Below are 15,081 nucleotides of genomic sequence, written 5' to 3'. Positions count from 1 at the left end.
GAGAAAGCTAGATTTTTAATAATAAAGGTGGGTATAAGTTATGAGCAAAACGATTCTTTTTACTGGGGGCGGTACAGCCGGACACGTTATGATTAATATTGTATTAATTCCTAAATTTATAGAGAAAGGCTGGAGAGTCGAGTATATTGGATCCAAAAATGGAATTGAAAAATCATTAGTGCAAAATGTTAAATACAATAGTGTTTCAACGGGAAAGCTTAGGAGATATTGGGATTGGGAGAATTTTAAAGATCCTTTTAAAATTATACGCGGTTGTTTACAAAGTTATAATTTAATTAAGAAAACAAAGCCTGACGTTATCTTTTCAGCAGGAGGATTTGTTTCAGTTCCTGTAGCTATAGGAGCATGGTTAAATCGTGTGCCTATAATTATACGTGAACCAGATAGCACATTAGGGCTTGCCAATAAAATAGCATTACCTTTTGCTACAAAGCTATGCACAACATTTCCTCAGACAGGAGAAAATGTAAGTAATGAGAAGAAGGTTTATGTAGGACCAATTGTAAGGGAAGAAATTGAGAAGGGTAACGTATTACGAGGAAGAAGATATTGTGAATTTCAGCAAGATAAACCAGTATTATTAATTATGGGTGGGAGTCAAGGTGCTAAGTGGATAAATGATATGGTAAGGGAATGTTTAGATACAATACTATTAAACTTTAATATTATTCATATATGTGGTAAAGGGAAGGTAGACCCATCTATTGGCATGGAGGGATATATGCAATTTGAATATATAGGCGACGAGTTGCCGCATATACTAAATATGGCAAGTGTTGTAGTTTCTAGAGCGGGTTCTACTGCTATTTCTGAATTGTTATTTTTGAAGAAACCGATGTTGCTTATCCCGTTAACTAACATTTCCAGTAGGGGAGATCAAGTTTTAAATGCTGAATATTTTTCACGGCAAGGATATGCGGAAGTTATACTCCAAGACAGAGTAAGTACGAATACATTTATACATGCAGTAAATAAGTTGTATACAAATAAGGAGAAATATATTCAAAACATGAATGGATATAAGAAAACAAATGATGAGGGAATTCATCAAATAATAGATATAATAAATGAAGTGGTGAATTAATAGAAATGTAAATAGAAAAACAAAAGGAAAGAAGGTATCTTCTTTCCTTTTTGCTATATTTGTTCTGATTAGTTATGTACTATGGGTGAATGCCGTTTTCTAATAGCTCAGTAAATGCATGAATATGAATAGGTTTACTGTAATAATAACCTTGAATAAACTGACATTTATTTTTTTGAAGGAAATTTACGTGCTCTTTCGTTTCTACACCTTCAGCAATGACAGACATTCCTAATGTATTTGCTAATGTGATGATCGTTTTAATAATTTCCATTCCATCATCACATGTTTCAGACATTGTAATAAATTCTCTCGGGATTTTTAACGTATCAATTGGATACAAAGGTAAGTAGGCTAGCGAAGAATAACCTGTACCAAAATCGTCGATAGAAATGTGAATCCCTAAACTTTTTAGTGTACGCAGTTTTATCAATGTTTCTCGCTCATCCATCATTGCAATTCGCTCTGTTAATTCAAGATCAAGAGAGCTTGCTGGTAAACCTGTATTTGTTAGAGTAGAAGAAATAGATTTTACAAAATCCTCTTGTTCAAATTCCTTAGCAGATAAATTTACACCTATTTTTAAATGTGAATATCCGAGTGCGTGCCAACGTTTCATTTGTTTACAAGCCTGCTCTAATGTCCATTTACCTATTGAAATGATTTGTAGTGTTTCTTCTGCAATCGGAATAAACTCGTATGGAGAAATAATACCTAATTCAGGATGATTCCACCTAATTAAAGCTTCTGCACCGATAATTTTATTAGATTCACTATCAACTTGAGGTTGATACAAAAGGAACAATTCTTCATTTTGTAGTGCGTTTGGTAAATCTTTTTCTAATCGTAATCGTCTTTCAATTTTTTTAGCGATTACATCGTCATAAATAGAGACAGAATTAAGCTCTTTTGCTTTTGCATCATACATTGCAACATTAGCGTTTTTCAGAAGTGTAGCGGTATCGATTCCGGAATGTGGATAAATAGCGATGCCGATACTCAGTGATAAAGTTAATTTATGCTCATGTATGATAAATGACTTTTTCATGCATTTAAATAATTGGTTACATAATTGGAATAAGTAATCTTCGTCAGTATAGTTTTCAATTATGATTGTAAATTCATCGCCACCGATTCTTGAAAGATGAGTATGTAATGGAAGACATGATTGGAAGCGCTTTGCTACTTCTTCTAATATGTAATCTCCTGATGAATGTCCAAGTGTATCGTTAATTGCTTTAAAGCGATCTAAATCTAAATATAATAATGCAAACTCGCTTTCTGTTATTTTAGCATTTTTTATAACTCTCTTTAATTTCTTATGGAAAAAGGCACGGTTACCAATTTTCGTTACAGTGTCATGGAATGCTAAATATTTTATTTCTTCTTGCTGTTTTTTTAGTGCAGTAATATCTTTCACCATAATATAGCTTCCTGAAATTTGTCCGTCTATTATAATAGGAATGATTGTAACGTATAAAAAATAAGTAAAGCCATCTTTATATTGAGAACTAAGTTGTAAGAATGCCGATTCTTGTTGTTTCACTTTTTCTAATGCTAATGCTAGCTTATGCTTATCTTCATCTAAAATGATCGAAAAACAAGTTTCACCTAGTAACTCATCCGTTGGTGCCCCAAGTAGTACACTCCCAGCCTTATTTACATTTAAGAATATTCCATTTAAATCAATGGTGAAGATAGGGTCAGGATGATATTCATATAATGATTTAAACTTTTGTTGTTTTTGAGAAAGAGCCTCTGATTTATGAACTAAATCAGAAGTCCGTAAAGTAACTTTTTCTTCTAGTTGGGCATTAAATGCCTGCAAACGTTGTGTTAAGGAATTGTTTTGCATACGTACGATAGAATGACGAATGAGTACGAAAATAAAAGTAATACAATTTCCTGTAATGAGAGTTGAAGATGATGTTTGTTCTTTTAATGTAAACCCGATTAGTATTGCAACAGCAAGATAGGGAAATACAACTAAAGCTTTTTTTCCTATTATAGGGTTTACAAGGAAATAATTTTTATGGCTATTATGATCTTCTGAAATAGAGCCAGCTATTGCAATAAGTAATATAGGTATTCTATATAAAAGACGTAATAATATTATCGTTTCAGTTGATAAGTGGTTATTTAAGTAAAAATAAATATAGTTAAAAGTTGCAGAACTTATTAATACAAAAATAAAGATATAAATTTTCCGTTTGGAATTAAAAATTGTTGGACGGAAAAAGAGACTAACACCTAGCAGTAGAAATAATAAATCTGCAATTGGGTATAAAAATGAAAGGAAAACATCTCCTAGTGAAAGAGCGAATATATTTAAATTTGGTTGATTAAATAAATACCATTCTAATGTAAATATGGAAGTAAGCACTATGCATATATCACAAATAAAGAACGCTTTTTCCCATTTATTGCATTCCTTTAAGATTTTATAGCAGAAAGCGATAAGACAGAAAAATAGAAAAAACATGTAAAATACATCAGAAACCGTAAAACGATGTATTGGAATTTCGAAGAAGCTATCTTGATATGTATATACTATTTTCCCTAATAAAAAACTACCAATTGCTATTGTAATACATATCCAAAACGGATTTGAACTGACTTTTTTAGAATATATAGAGTAAATCAGTGATACAAATGTAATGGCTTCAACGACAAGTGAAGCGAAGCGTACATCTGAATTTGAAAAATGAGTAGGGAACAGATAGAAAAACATAAAATAGATTGAATAGCATATTAATGTTCCGATTAATATACATAATTGTAAATTTTTATTTAATTTCAATGAAATCACCTTCTTTAATTATGCACTATGTTCGTTATATCTATACATAATAATATTATTTAAGAATTGTATCAGATTTCCTTATAAAAATCATGTTTATAAGGAAAGTGTTAAAGAGTGTAAGTATTCTTAAGGTTGAAAAAATATTACGGTTGATAGTATAGACTGTATCAAGACTTTAAATAGAAATTGTATATTTAGTCATCCTTTGAATTGTAAAGTTTTTTTAGTGATTTGTAAGTGGAGATGCAAAATTGCATATAAAATGATGAGTATCTTTTTTTGGTGAGCTTTTTATTTTTAATCTGAAGATTAATATTTGTGAAAATGTTGAGAAAAGATATAAAATAAGAACGTGTATTCTTACAGAGTGGAATAGTATTGCCACTAAATAGGGAGGCTTTTTTATGATATATCGAATTAAAGATGCAGAAATATACTATGAAATTGTGGGAGAGGGTAAACCGGTCATTATCATACATGGCTGCGCCCCTGACCATAGGTTAATGATGAAATGTATGGAATCAGTATTTCAGAAATATGAAGGTTATAAGCGAATATATATTGATTTACCTGGAATGGGAAAATCGAATGCTCCAAATTGGATAAATAGTTCAGATCGTATAGTAGAAGTGCTTATCACATTTATTGAGGAAATCATTTCTACTGAAAAATTTTTATTGGTAGGAGAATCATATGGAGGCTATTTAGCCAAAGGTATACTTGCAAAGATGTTTGAGAGAGTTAGCGGATTACTATTAGTATGTCCTGTTGTTGTAGCGGAGCCAGAAAAAAGGATTCTTCCAGATAAACAGGTAATTGTACAAGATGAGGAATTTTTAAATACGCTCACTTCCGCAGAAAGAGAGGAGTTTTGTGAGTTAGCTGTAATAGCAAATGAATATACATATAAGCGATTTAAAGAAGAAATTAAGCCTGGGTTAGATGTTGCTAATTATGAATTTATTGAAAGGTTGCAAAAGAATTACTCTCTTACTATGGATTTTCAGCATGAAAAATATGAAAATCCCGTTCTTTTACTGACTGGAAGACAAGATATATCAGTAGGTTATCAAAATATTATAGAAATTATTGAAGAATATCCAAGGGCAACATTAGCAGTGTTAGATATGGCAGGGCATAATTTGCAAATTGAGCAGCCTGAATTATTTGAGAGTTTAGTAGGAGAATGGATTAGACGAACAAATCAGCACAGTTTATAAAGTATTTTAGTATTACCCCTAAGTGTTGAAATGGGATAAATGAACGTGATTTATTAACTTATCTTGCTATTTGCCGGGCAGCCCGATTAGTGAGGGCTGATTAAAGTTTCACTTTATAAAAAATTTTAAGGAGAAATTATGAGCACATATATTTATATGGTTAGACACGGTGAATCACCAAAACTAGAAGGAAATGAAAGAATGCGTGGATTAACTGAGAGGGGACATATGGATGCCCGTAGAGTAACTGACATATTAAAAGCGGAGAGGATTGATACTTTTATTTCCAGTCCTTATAATCGGGCTATGCTAACGATAGAGGAGTCAGCTAATTTCCATGAAAAAGAAATAGTAGTATATGAAAATCTTAAAGAGTGTATGTTTTCAAGTGAGGAGCAGGTTATATCAGACAAAGAGGTGTATCCACTTGTACAGAAGATGTTCTCTAATCCGGACTTTGCACGAACGCAAGGAGAGTCATATGCAGATTGCCAGAGAAGAGTAGTGAAAGTATTAAAAGAAATCTTAATGGATTTTCGAGGATGCAAAATTGTAATTGGTACACATGGGCTTGTCATGACATTAATGATGAACTATTTTGATAAACAATATGGTTTTGAATTTTTAATGAATACGTCAAAACCGGATATATATAAGATGGAATTTAAAGAAGAACAATTAATGAATGTAGAGAGATTATGGAAAGCTGAATAAAATTAGTTGCATGGATTTTGTTGTAAAAGTTACTTTTATAGCAAAGTCTTTTTTTGAATAGAAAGCATCTTTATCAACTATTGTTAGAATGTTAAATAAATAAGTAATTATTCAGTCTTTGAATAAATTATGGAGAAATTGGTTTAGGGAAACAATTTTAAATGTGTCAAAATTCCAAACGTTGGATTTATATTCAATAGGAGAAAAAGATGTAGAATTTTGTCTTACAGTCCCCGTTTACTTTTCATTTCATTACATATAGGCTTTGTGGTGTAAGGGAGGACATTGCCTTTACGTAAAATCTATAAGGAGGTCATTGTAATGAAACAGATTAAAAAGTTTGCGGGAGTTGCTTTAGCGGGGACGATTGGATTAAGTGGATTACTGTTTTTAGAACCAAGTGTAAGCGTTGCGGAAGCACAGCAAGTGAAAGTAGAAAATTTCAATACAATTGATGTAACGATGAATCTAAATGAATTGTATGTATTAAGTGGCAGAAGCATTGATATTCTTTCTGGAGATAAAGAAGCAATTCAGTTAAATAAATACACAATTAGTTTTAATAAACCTGGGAAGTATGTGATTAAAGTAAATGGCTGTATTTATGATGATGTATATACTTTTATTGTAAATGAGTAGTATATATTCTTAAATTGCGAGATAAAAACAGAAACACCCTATTTGCGATGAGAGTCGTAAATAGGGTGAATTTATTTGTATTAAGCTGTACTTTAAATATGTTCACTAATTTTCTTTTTGTTATGTAAAAGTGTTAACAATGTAAATGAAATATACATCTTCACAGTCAAAAAAGTTAAAATATTTCGTTTTAAGGATTATAATGGAGGGAGGAACATAAAAGGGAGTGAATGAACTTGAAACAAGAACTTATTGAAAGATTTACGAGATATGTAAAAATTGATACGCAATCAAATGAAGAAAGTCATACAGTACCAACAACACCAGGACAAATTGAGTTTGGTAAGTTATTAGTGGAAGAGCTAAAAGAAATTGGTTTAACAGAAGTAACGATGGATGATAATGGCTATGTAATGGCAACACTTCCAGCTAATACGGACAAGGATGTTCCTGTAATCGGATTTTTAGCCCATTTAGATACGGCAACAGACTTTACAGGGAAAAACGTCAAACCACAAATTCATGAAAATTTTGATGGTAATGCAATTACGTTAAATGAAGAGCTAAATGTTGTGTTAACACCAGAGCAGTTCCCGGAATTACCATCATATAAAGGACATACCATTATTACAACTGATGGTACAACACTTCTAGGAGCAGATGATAAAGCTGGTCTTACAGAAATTATGGTTGCAATGAACCATTTAATACATAATCCACAAATTAAGCACGGGAAAATAAGAGTAGCATTTACACCGGATGAAGAAATTGGTCGTGGGCCAGCGCATTTTGATGTAGAAGCGTTTGGTGCATCATTCGCTTATACGATGGATGGAGGTCCATTAGGTGGTTTAGAGTATGAAAGTTTTAATGCTGCAGGTGCTAAGTTAACGTTTAACGGAACGAATACACATCCTGGAACAGCAAAAAATAAAATGCGCAATGCTACTAAACTTGCTATGGAGTTTAATGGGTATTTACCAGTAGAAGATGCGCCAGAATATACAGAAGGCTATGAAGGATTCTATCATTTACTTTCTTTAAATGGTGATGTTGAGCAAAGTAAAGCATATTATATTATTCGAGACTTTGATCGTGAAAATTTTGAGGCACGTAAAAATAACGTTAAAAATATTGTGAAGACTATGCAAGAAAAATATGGCGAAGATGCAGTCGTTTTAGAAATGAATGATCAATACTATAACATGCTTGAAAAAATTGAACCGGTAAGAGAAATTGTTGATATTGCATATGAAGCAATGAAAAGTTTAGACATTGAACCAAATATTCATCCGATTCGCGGAGGCACAGATGGATCACAATTATCATATATGGGATTACCGACGCCGAATATTTTCACTGGTGGTGAAAACTATCACGGTAAATTTGAGTATGTTTCGGTAGATACTATGGAAAAAGCCGTTCAAGTTATTGTGGAAATTGCAAGACGTTTTGAGGAGCAAGCTTAAAAAAGAACCAAGTAGTACGAATGTGCTACTTGGTTCTTTTAATATAGTACTCGCCACAAATAAAAAGTCGCATAAGACTCCCAATTAGCCCAGTTTGCCGCGAAATCTTTTATTTCATTTTTTGTCGGTTTATTTTCGGAACCTGTTATAAATTTAATTGCATTATGCAGACCAACATCATCAATTGGAAAAGCCGAAGGAAATCTTAAACAACGCATTAAAACATAGTTGGCAGTCCATGGTCCTATACCATGGATAGCAGTTAATTGTTTCTCAGCAACCTTTACATCTTGTGTTTGCAGTAAATCCTCTTTTGATAATTTTCTCTCTGTAATAAGCTTCGCAATACCGATTAAATATTCACATTTTCTAGTCGTCATTTTTAATTGTTGAAGATTTTCTACATGTAGATTTGCAATTGTTTCAGGTGATGGGAATATCCAATGTTTTCTATCGTCCCATTCTACATAACTTCCAAATTGCTCAACTAATCTCCTTTTTAGTGTATAAGCATATGTTAAGTTAATTTGTTGACCGATAATTCCCCAGGAAAGTGCCTCAAATAAGTCTGGAATGCCTAAAGTACGAAGGCCATAATATTGTTCAATTGGTCCTTGAAGGAGTAAATCATGTTTAGCTAATGTATAAAATGGGGCTAAATCAGTAGTTAAATCAAACCATTCTTTTACATAGTTAACTACAGCTTCACGTATCGATTTTTCAGATGTATATGGTTCTTCTAAACAACGTATTTGAATATTCCCATCTGTATTCACACTAATTTCAACTAAAGGATTTACATCTTGAACAGGGATAACTTTATAAATTTTGTTATCTTCAATATGGAACATACATTCATTGTTAGAGCGTGATAGATAACGTAAATTTTCTTGGAAACAAAATTCTTTTGGAACTGCTATAGATAATGCGCTATTATATTCTGCTGTCATATGAATTCCACCTGCAACTTTTCTAATGTAAGCAATTTTTTCTTCATTTCTAATCCACCCCTAAATCCGGTTAGTTTCCCATTCTTCCCAATAACGCGGTGACAAGGAATGGTAATAAGAAGAGGGTTAGCAGCAATAGCAGAAGCAACGGCGCGCACAGCTTTAGGTTTTTGAATTCTTTCAGCAATTTCTGTATAAGAATATGTCTTTCCATAAGGAATTTCACGTACCGTATTCCAAACAGATAATTGAAAATTAGTTCCATAAGCATCGATAGGAAATGTAAAAGTTTCTCGCTTGTTTTCTAAATACTCGATAACTTCTTGCGTATATATTTGCAAGTAACCTGGACTATGGGTCAATATATGTTGGGGCAGTTTTTTTCTAGCCCATATATTTAATTCTTCAAAGTTTTCGTCTTGTGATCCAATGAAACATAGTCCATTTTCAGTTGCAGCAATATGAAATCGCCAATTTTTATGTGTAAGTAGCGTCCAATATATATAATTATTTTTGTAGGAATTCATTATCGTATCCCTCTTTCATTTCGTTCTTTTTTCGATATTCAGTAGGAGTAAATCCGGTTTTCTTTTTAAATAAAGTTGCGAAATACTCTGGGTTTTCTATCCCGACAGCAGTACTAATTTCTTTAATAGATTGATTTGTGTGTAAAAGGTATTCGGTTGCTTTAAGAACCCTGAATTGTTGTATATATTCTATAGGAGTTAACCCTATTATTCTTTTGAAAGTACGTTGTAAATGAAAAGGGCTACCGTGACACATTTCCGCAAGCATGTCGAGAGTTAAGGATTCGTCATAATGCTTTTCGATATAGTCTTTAATTTGTTCTACCCACTCTTCATTAGGTAAAGTGATCCCATTTGGCTTACAACGTTTGCACGGGCGAAAGTTCTCACTTAATGCTTGCTCTGCATGATGAAAAATTCGTACATTGTTTCTATTCGGTATTCTTGATTTGCATGATGGTCTGCAAAAGATTCCAGTTGATTTCACAGCATAAAAGAATTTGCTATCATAGGAAGAATCATTATGAATAATTGCTTGCCAATACTCATTTGTTAATGTAACTCCTTCATTGTGCATAGAACATCACCTCTGAAATTAGTATAACCTGAATAAAGTGCGTATGTATGTATTCATAAATGTAAGAGCAAGATTACAAAGGTGAAAATATGATTGTTTTCTATTTTGTGATAGCATGAAATTTGGAAATAAACATCAAGAGGAGGACTATAAATGAAGTTAATTTCATGGAATGTAAATGGTTTGCGAGCTGTTATCGCAAAAGGTGGATTTTTGGAATATCTTGAGGAATCAAGTGCTGACATATTTTGTCTACAAGAGATTAAATTACAAGAAGGGCAAATTGATTTAAATTTAGAGGGATATTATACATACTGGAATTATGCTGTGAAAAAAGGATATTCAGGAACTGCTATTTTTTCGAAAAAAGAACCGCTTTCAGTTACATATGGTTTAGGCATTGAAGAGCATGATCAAGAAGGGCGACTTATTACTTTAGAATTCGAAGATTTTTACATGATAACGTTATATACACCAAATTCAAAACGTGGATTAGAACGATTAGATTACAGAATGAAATGGGAAGATGATTTCAGGTCCTATATCAAACGATTAGATGAGAAGAAACCAGTTATTTTTTGTGGAGACTTAAATGTTGCTCATAAAGAAATCGATTTGAAAAATCCGAAAAGTAATCGTGAAAATCCTGGATTCTCTGATGAGGAACGAGAGAAATTTTCATGTATTTTAGAAGAAGGATTTATTGATACATATCGTTACCTTTATCCTAATCAAGAAGGTGCATACTCGTGGTGGTCGTATCGTATGGGCGCGAGAGCGAAAAATATCGGATGGCGTTTAGATTATTTTGTTGTTTCGGAAAGAATGAAAGACCAAATAACAGAAGCGAAAATTAATAGTGAAGTAATGGGGTCAGACCATTGTCCAGTTGAATTACATATAAATTTCTAAAAAAAAAGAAGTATCTCCCTAATATTAGGGAGATACTTCTTTTTTTAATTCAGTTTGTTAAAATTTTTCAAATCATTCTTGAAATAATTTCATATTAAATATATACTTAGTAACGATAATCATTATCAGTGAAAATGATTATCAAGTGATGAAGGCGTAAAAGAATTATAGTCTAGGGGAAGTGAACGGGAATGAGTTCTGGATAAAATTATTAATCTAATGAAATATATATATGGGACAAGGTTCATATAGTTAAATTTTATTGAGAATATAGTTTGAAAATTCGAGAGGAGACATATAAAGATGAACAAGAAATTATTTACTTTAGGGATGGTTACAGTTTTAAGTGTAGGTTTAGCGGCATGTAATAGTGCGGATAAAACTTCAGGCGAGCAAAAACAACAGACAAAAGCTACGGAAACGAAAAAAGATGAAAAACGAAAAATCACATATTTAGGTAAAGAGTATACAGTGCCAGCAAAAGTAGATAAAATTGCGACAGCTAGTTTAGAGTCAATGGAAGATGCGGCAGTACTTGGAATTAAACCAGTTGGTGCCATTACTGTAGGTGGTAAATTACCAAAATATCTTGAAAAAGAGTTAGAAGGTGCTAAATCTGTTGGTGAGAAAATGCAACCCAATTTCGAAACATTACTACAATTAAAACCAGATGTTATTACATCGAGTACGAAATTCCCAGCAGAAACAGCTGAAAAGTTTACGAAAGTAGCTCCTACATTCCCGGTATCACACGTTTCAACAAATTGGGAAGATAACTTAAAGTTAATGGGAGAATTAACTGGTAAAAAAGATAAAGCCGAAAAAATTATTAAGGATTACAATTCGGACGCTGAAAAAGCAAAAGCAAAACTAGGAGATAAGTTAAAAGATAAAAAAGTACTTGTCATAAGACTAAGAGCAAACGAATTATTCCTATATCCAGAAGGAGTATACTTCAATCCTGTAATTTATAAAGATCTTGGACTAACTGCTCCAGAACAATTGAAAACTGTAAAAGCACAAGAGAAAATTTCATTTGAAAAACTTGCTGAACTTAACCCAGATTATATTTTCTTACAATATGAGGCAAGTGAAAATAAAAACCCGAAAGTGTTAGAAGAAATTGAAAGTAATCCAATTTGGCAAAGTATGAATGCTGCGAAGGAAAAGAAAGTATTTGTAAATGTTGTAGATCCAATGGCACAAGGTGGTACAGCTTGGAGTAAAACAGCATTCTTAAAAGAAGCCGTGAAAAATTTATCTAAATAATACAATAAGTAAGGTGCGTTGAATGATATGCAGAAAACAAATGCAGTACCAGTAACTATATTATGTATAGCACCCATACTCATCTTATTTACAATTATACTTTCGATTTTGTATGGGGCAAAAAGTATTGACGCTGAAACAGTGTGGAACGCATTATTTCATTTTGATTCAAGCGATGTAAATCATAATATTATTATTACTTCACGTTTACCAAGGGTAGTTGCAGCTCTTTTAGTCGGAGCATTTCTAGCCATATCAGGAGCACTTATGCAGGGGATGACAAGAAACTATCTTGCATCCCCTTCTATTATGGGTGTGACGGATGGCGCTGCCTTTGTTATTACACTTAGCATGATTTTTCTTCCGGGAATGTCATCAATTGGTATGGTTGTATGTTCAATGATTGGTTCTGCACTAGGAGCCGGTATCGTGTTTGGTTTTGGTTCGCTCCTTCAAAATGGCTTATCACCAGTTAGGTTAGCGATTATAGGAACAGTTATTGGAACATTTTTAAGTAGTGTATCGGCTGCAATGGCTTCGTATTTCCAAATTTCTCAAAATGTTAGTTTTTGGTTTAATGCAAAGTTAGATCAAGTAGATCCTAATATCATTAAAATCACGATACCGTTTGGGATAATTGGAATAATTTTAGCATTGTTAATATCAAAATCTATTACCATTCTTTCATTAGGCGAAGAGGTTTCTATTAATTTAGGGCAACGTACAAAACTAGTTAAAGCGATGGCAATTTTATCGGTAATTTTCTTAACAGGAACAGCAGTTGCTTTAGTGGGGAAAGTTGGTTTTGTAGGTTTAATTATTCCGCACATTACGCGCTTTATAATTGGGGTAGATTATAAGTGGATTTTGCCATGTGCAGGTGTTATTGGTGGCGTTTTCTTAGCGTTATGTGACGTTTTGAGTAGATTTGTAAACTATCCATTTGAAACACCTATTGGAGTCGTTACCTCTTTAATTGGAATTCCTTTCTTCCTTTATTTAATCCGTACTAGAGGAGGAGAGAGACATGCTTAAAAGTTCAAGTCAACGTTTCGGAATGACGATGGGGATTATTATATTTTTAATACTATGTGCTATTTATATTAGTTTAACAAATGGTACGTTCGACATTACGATTACAGATGTATTTAAAACACTGTTTAGAATTGATCCAGTACCAGAACATGATTTAGTTATTTTTGAGTTTCGCCTTCCGCGCATCGTAATTGCTGGATTAGTAGGATTAGGCCTTGGTGTTGCGGGTGCCGTTATTCAAGGGATTACGAGAAATGGGTTGGCGGACCCAGGTATTTTAGGCGTAAATGCCGGAGCAGGAACAGCGATTGTCATTTTTATGTTTTTCTTTCAAGGGCAATTAAAAAGCACAGACTGGGTTTCTATTATGATGATGCCAATGTTTGGTTTAGTAGGCGGATTAGGTGCAGCTATCATCATTTATCTGTTTTCTTGGAAAAACGGTAAATTAGATTCGCAGCGACTTTTATTAACAGGGATTGCAATTGGATCAGGATTTGGAGCCTTTTCTATGTACTTATCACTCAAAATGAAGTCAACTGATTTTGAAATGGCCGCAGTGTGGGTGTCTGGAAGCATATATAGTGCAAACTGGAAGTATATTGTGGCTATGTTACCATGGCTTATTATCTTAATTCCGCTTATACAAAAGAAAGCTTATTTATTAGATTTATTTCAATTGGAAGAAACGAGTATTACAAGTTTAGGTGTTTCAGTAGAAAGAGAGAAATCGATTTTACTATTAAGTAGTATCGGGCTTGTGAGCGCATGTGTTGCTGTTTCAGGGAGTATCGGTTTTATTGGCTTAATGGCACCGCATATAGCGAAAAGGCTTGTCGGTATTCAACATAAGTATATAATTCCTACGTGCGGCGTAATCGGAATGTTTCTTGTAATTGCTTCAGACTTTATTGCGAAAACAGTTTTTACACCTGTAGAGCTACCAGTGGGAATCGTTATTTCTATTGTCGGTGTACCGTATTTCTTATATTTACTTTATAAGGCGAAAGCGTAAGAGGAGGAATAAAAGTGAGTATTTTAAGTGCAAAAAATTTAGAAACAAGTTATGAAAAGCTTACAGTGTTTCGCGATTTAAATGTGGAAATACAAGAAGGAAAAGTAACGACAATTATAGGTCCAAACGGTTGCGGTAAATCGACATTGTTAAAAACAATGGGAAGAATTTTAAAACAAAAAAGCGGTAAAGTATATTTGCAAGGACAGGATTTACATACAATTCCAACGAAAGAAATTGCGAAGCAGTTAGCTTTACTCCCGCAAACTCCAATTGCACCAGGTGAGCTTAAAGTGGAAGAATTAATTTCTTATGGACGCTATCCACATCGAAATAACGTAAATAAGTTAACGACAAAAGATAAAGAAATGATTGATTGGGCATTAGATATAACGAAAACTTCTGAATTTCGAACGAGACAAATTGCAAATTTATCAGGTGGTCAAAGACAAAAGGTATGGCTAGCGATGGCATTAGCACAAGAGACAGAAGTGTTGCTATTAGATGAGCCAACTACATACCTTGATATGTCTCATCAATTAGATGTATTACAAATTGTGGAGAAGTTAAATAAAGAACATAATTGTACGGTTGTTATGGTATTACATGATATTAACCATGCATCAAGGTTTTCAGATGAAATTATTGCAATGAAGGAAGGCGAAATTGTTACAACTGGTAGCCCAGAAGAAATCATTACAAATGAAGTGTTAAAAGAAGTATTTCATATTGATGCGCGTGTCATGATTGATCCGTATAACGGGGCTCCTGTTTGTTTCGGTTATGATAGCGTTGTATCTCAAGAAGAAAAAATCGAAATATATGTAACAAGTTAAAAAGGGGGGG

14 protein-coding genes are annotated in these 15,081 nt (G+C 33.1%); 10 read left to right on the top strand and 4 right to left on the bottom strand.

Annotated features, from left to right (window positions below):
• Nucleotides 1–40 precede the first annotated feature (40 nt).
• The gene (locus tag C3Y97_RS18940) at nt 41–1,105 is read left to right on the top strand and encodes an undecaprenyldiphospho-muramoylpentapeptide beta-N-acetylglucosaminyltransferase (protein WP_136363609.1); all 1,065 of its coding nucleotides are present in this window, start codon (nt 41–43) and stop codon (nt 1,103–1,105) included.
• Between the two features lie 79 nt (nt 1,106–1,184).
• Here C3Y97_RS18940 and C3Y97_RS18935 read toward each other — a convergent pair whose 3' ends face one another.
• Nucleotides 1,185–3,905 (bottom strand): putative bifunctional diguanylate cyclase/phosphodiesterase, encoded by a 2,721-nt coding sequence (locus C3Y97_RS18935; protein WP_136363608.1) that lies wholly within the window; start codon nt 3,903–3,905, stop codon nt 1,185–1,187.
• 407 nt (nt 3,906–4,312) lie between these two features.
• Here C3Y97_RS18935 and C3Y97_RS18930 point away from each other — a divergent pair, with 407 nt between their 5' ends.
• From C3Y97_RS18930 to pepT, 4 genes are all read left to right on the top strand, one after another.
• Entirely contained in the window at nt 4,313–5,128 is an 816-nt protein-coding gene (locus C3Y97_RS18930) for an alpha/beta fold hydrolase (RefSeq protein WP_000640329.1), read from the top strand.
• A 138-nt stretch (nt 5,129–5,266) separates the two neighbouring features.
• On the top strand, nt 5,267–5,842 hold the full coding sequence (locus C3Y97_RS18925) for a histidine phosphatase family protein (protein WP_000109182.1): 576 nt from the start codon (nt 5,267–5,269) through the stop codon (nt 5,840–5,842).
• 321 nt (nt 5,843–6,163) lie between these two features.
• Entirely contained in the window at nt 6,164–6,481 is a 318-nt protein-coding gene (locus C3Y97_RS18920; RefSeq protein ID WP_000809495.1) for a hypothetical protein, read from the top strand.
• A gap of 236 nt (nt 6,482–6,717) precedes the next feature.
• Entirely contained in the window at nt 6,718–7,950 is a 1,233-nt protein-coding gene (gene pepT / locus C3Y97_RS18915; RefSeq protein WP_002164459.1) for a peptidase T, read from the top strand.
• 38 nt (nt 7,951–7,988) lie between these two features.
• On the opposite strand, the gene C3Y97_RS18910 is transcribed toward pepT, so the two are convergent.
• From C3Y97_RS18910 to C3Y97_RS18900, 3 genes are read right to left on the bottom strand one after another with little or no spacing between them, the layout of a single operon-like run.
• Nucleotides 7,989–8,900: a DNA glycosylase gene (locus tag C3Y97_RS18910; RefSeq protein ID WP_000123503.1), complete on the bottom strand. Its 912-nt coding sequence runs from the start codon at nt 8,898–8,900 to the stop codon at nt 7,989–7,991.
• A complete protein-coding gene (locus tag C3Y97_RS18905; RefSeq protein ID WP_001089842.1) occupies nt 8,897–9,427 on the bottom strand; it encodes a methylated-DNA--[protein]-cysteine S-methyltransferase in 531 nt (176 codons plus the stop codon). The genes C3Y97_RS18910 and C3Y97_RS18905 overlap by 4 nt, the downstream gene beginning before the upstream one ends.
• Nucleotides 9,408–10,004: a bifunctional transcriptional activator/DNA repair enzyme AdaA gene (locus C3Y97_RS18900; protein WP_000551322.1), complete on the bottom strand. Its 597-nt coding sequence runs from the start codon at nt 10,002–10,004 to the stop codon at nt 9,408–9,410. Before C3Y97_RS18900 ends, C3Y97_RS18905 begins: the two co-directional genes overlap by 20 nt.
• Nucleotides 10,005–10,157: 153 nt before the next feature.
• On the opposite strand from C3Y97_RS18900, the gene C3Y97_RS18895 reads away from it, so the two are divergent.
• The 5 genes from C3Y97_RS18895 to C3Y97_RS18875 all read left to right on the top strand — a co-directional run bounded on the left by C3Y97_RS18895 (nt 10,158) and on the right by C3Y97_RS18875 (nt 15,071).
• On the top strand, nt 10,158–10,916 hold the full coding sequence (locus tag C3Y97_RS18895; RefSeq protein WP_000767620.1) for an exodeoxyribonuclease III: 759 nt from the start codon (nt 10,158–10,160) through the stop codon (nt 10,914–10,916).
• A 303-nt stretch (nt 10,917–11,219) separates the two neighbouring features.
• On the top strand, nt 11,220–12,185 hold the full coding sequence (locus C3Y97_RS18890) for an iron-hydroxamate ABC transporter substrate-binding protein (protein WP_001035506.1): 966 nt from the start codon (nt 11,220–11,222) through the stop codon (nt 12,183–12,185).
• 27 nt (nt 12,186–12,212) lie between these two features.
• Nucleotides 12,213–13,220, top strand: coding sequence for a FecCD family ABC transporter permease (locus C3Y97_RS18885; RefSeq protein WP_001173042.1), 1,008 nt, complete (start codon nt 12,213–12,215; stop codon nt 13,218–13,220).
• Nucleotides 13,213–14,235, top strand: coding sequence for a FecCD family ABC transporter permease (locus tag C3Y97_RS18880; RefSeq protein WP_000920450.1), 1,023 nt, complete (start codon nt 13,213–13,215; stop codon nt 14,233–14,235). Before C3Y97_RS18885 ends, C3Y97_RS18880 begins: the two co-directional genes overlap by 8 nt.
• 14 nt (nt 14,236–14,249) lie before the next feature.
• Complete coding sequence (locus tag C3Y97_RS18875) at nt 14,250–15,071, top strand: ABC transporter ATP-binding protein (protein ID WP_000025766.1); 822 nt, start codon at nt 14,250–14,252, stop codon at nt 15,069–15,071.
• Nucleotides 15,072–15,081 lie beyond the last annotated feature (10 nt).

This window comes from Bacillus sp. DU-106, assembly GCF_004799705.1.
GTDB lineage: Bacteria > Bacillota > Bacilli > Bacillales > Bacillaceae_G > Bacillus_A > Bacillus_A cereus.
Note: the sequence above shows the minus strand (reverse complement) of the source record. Positions and strands in the feature narration are given on the sequence as shown.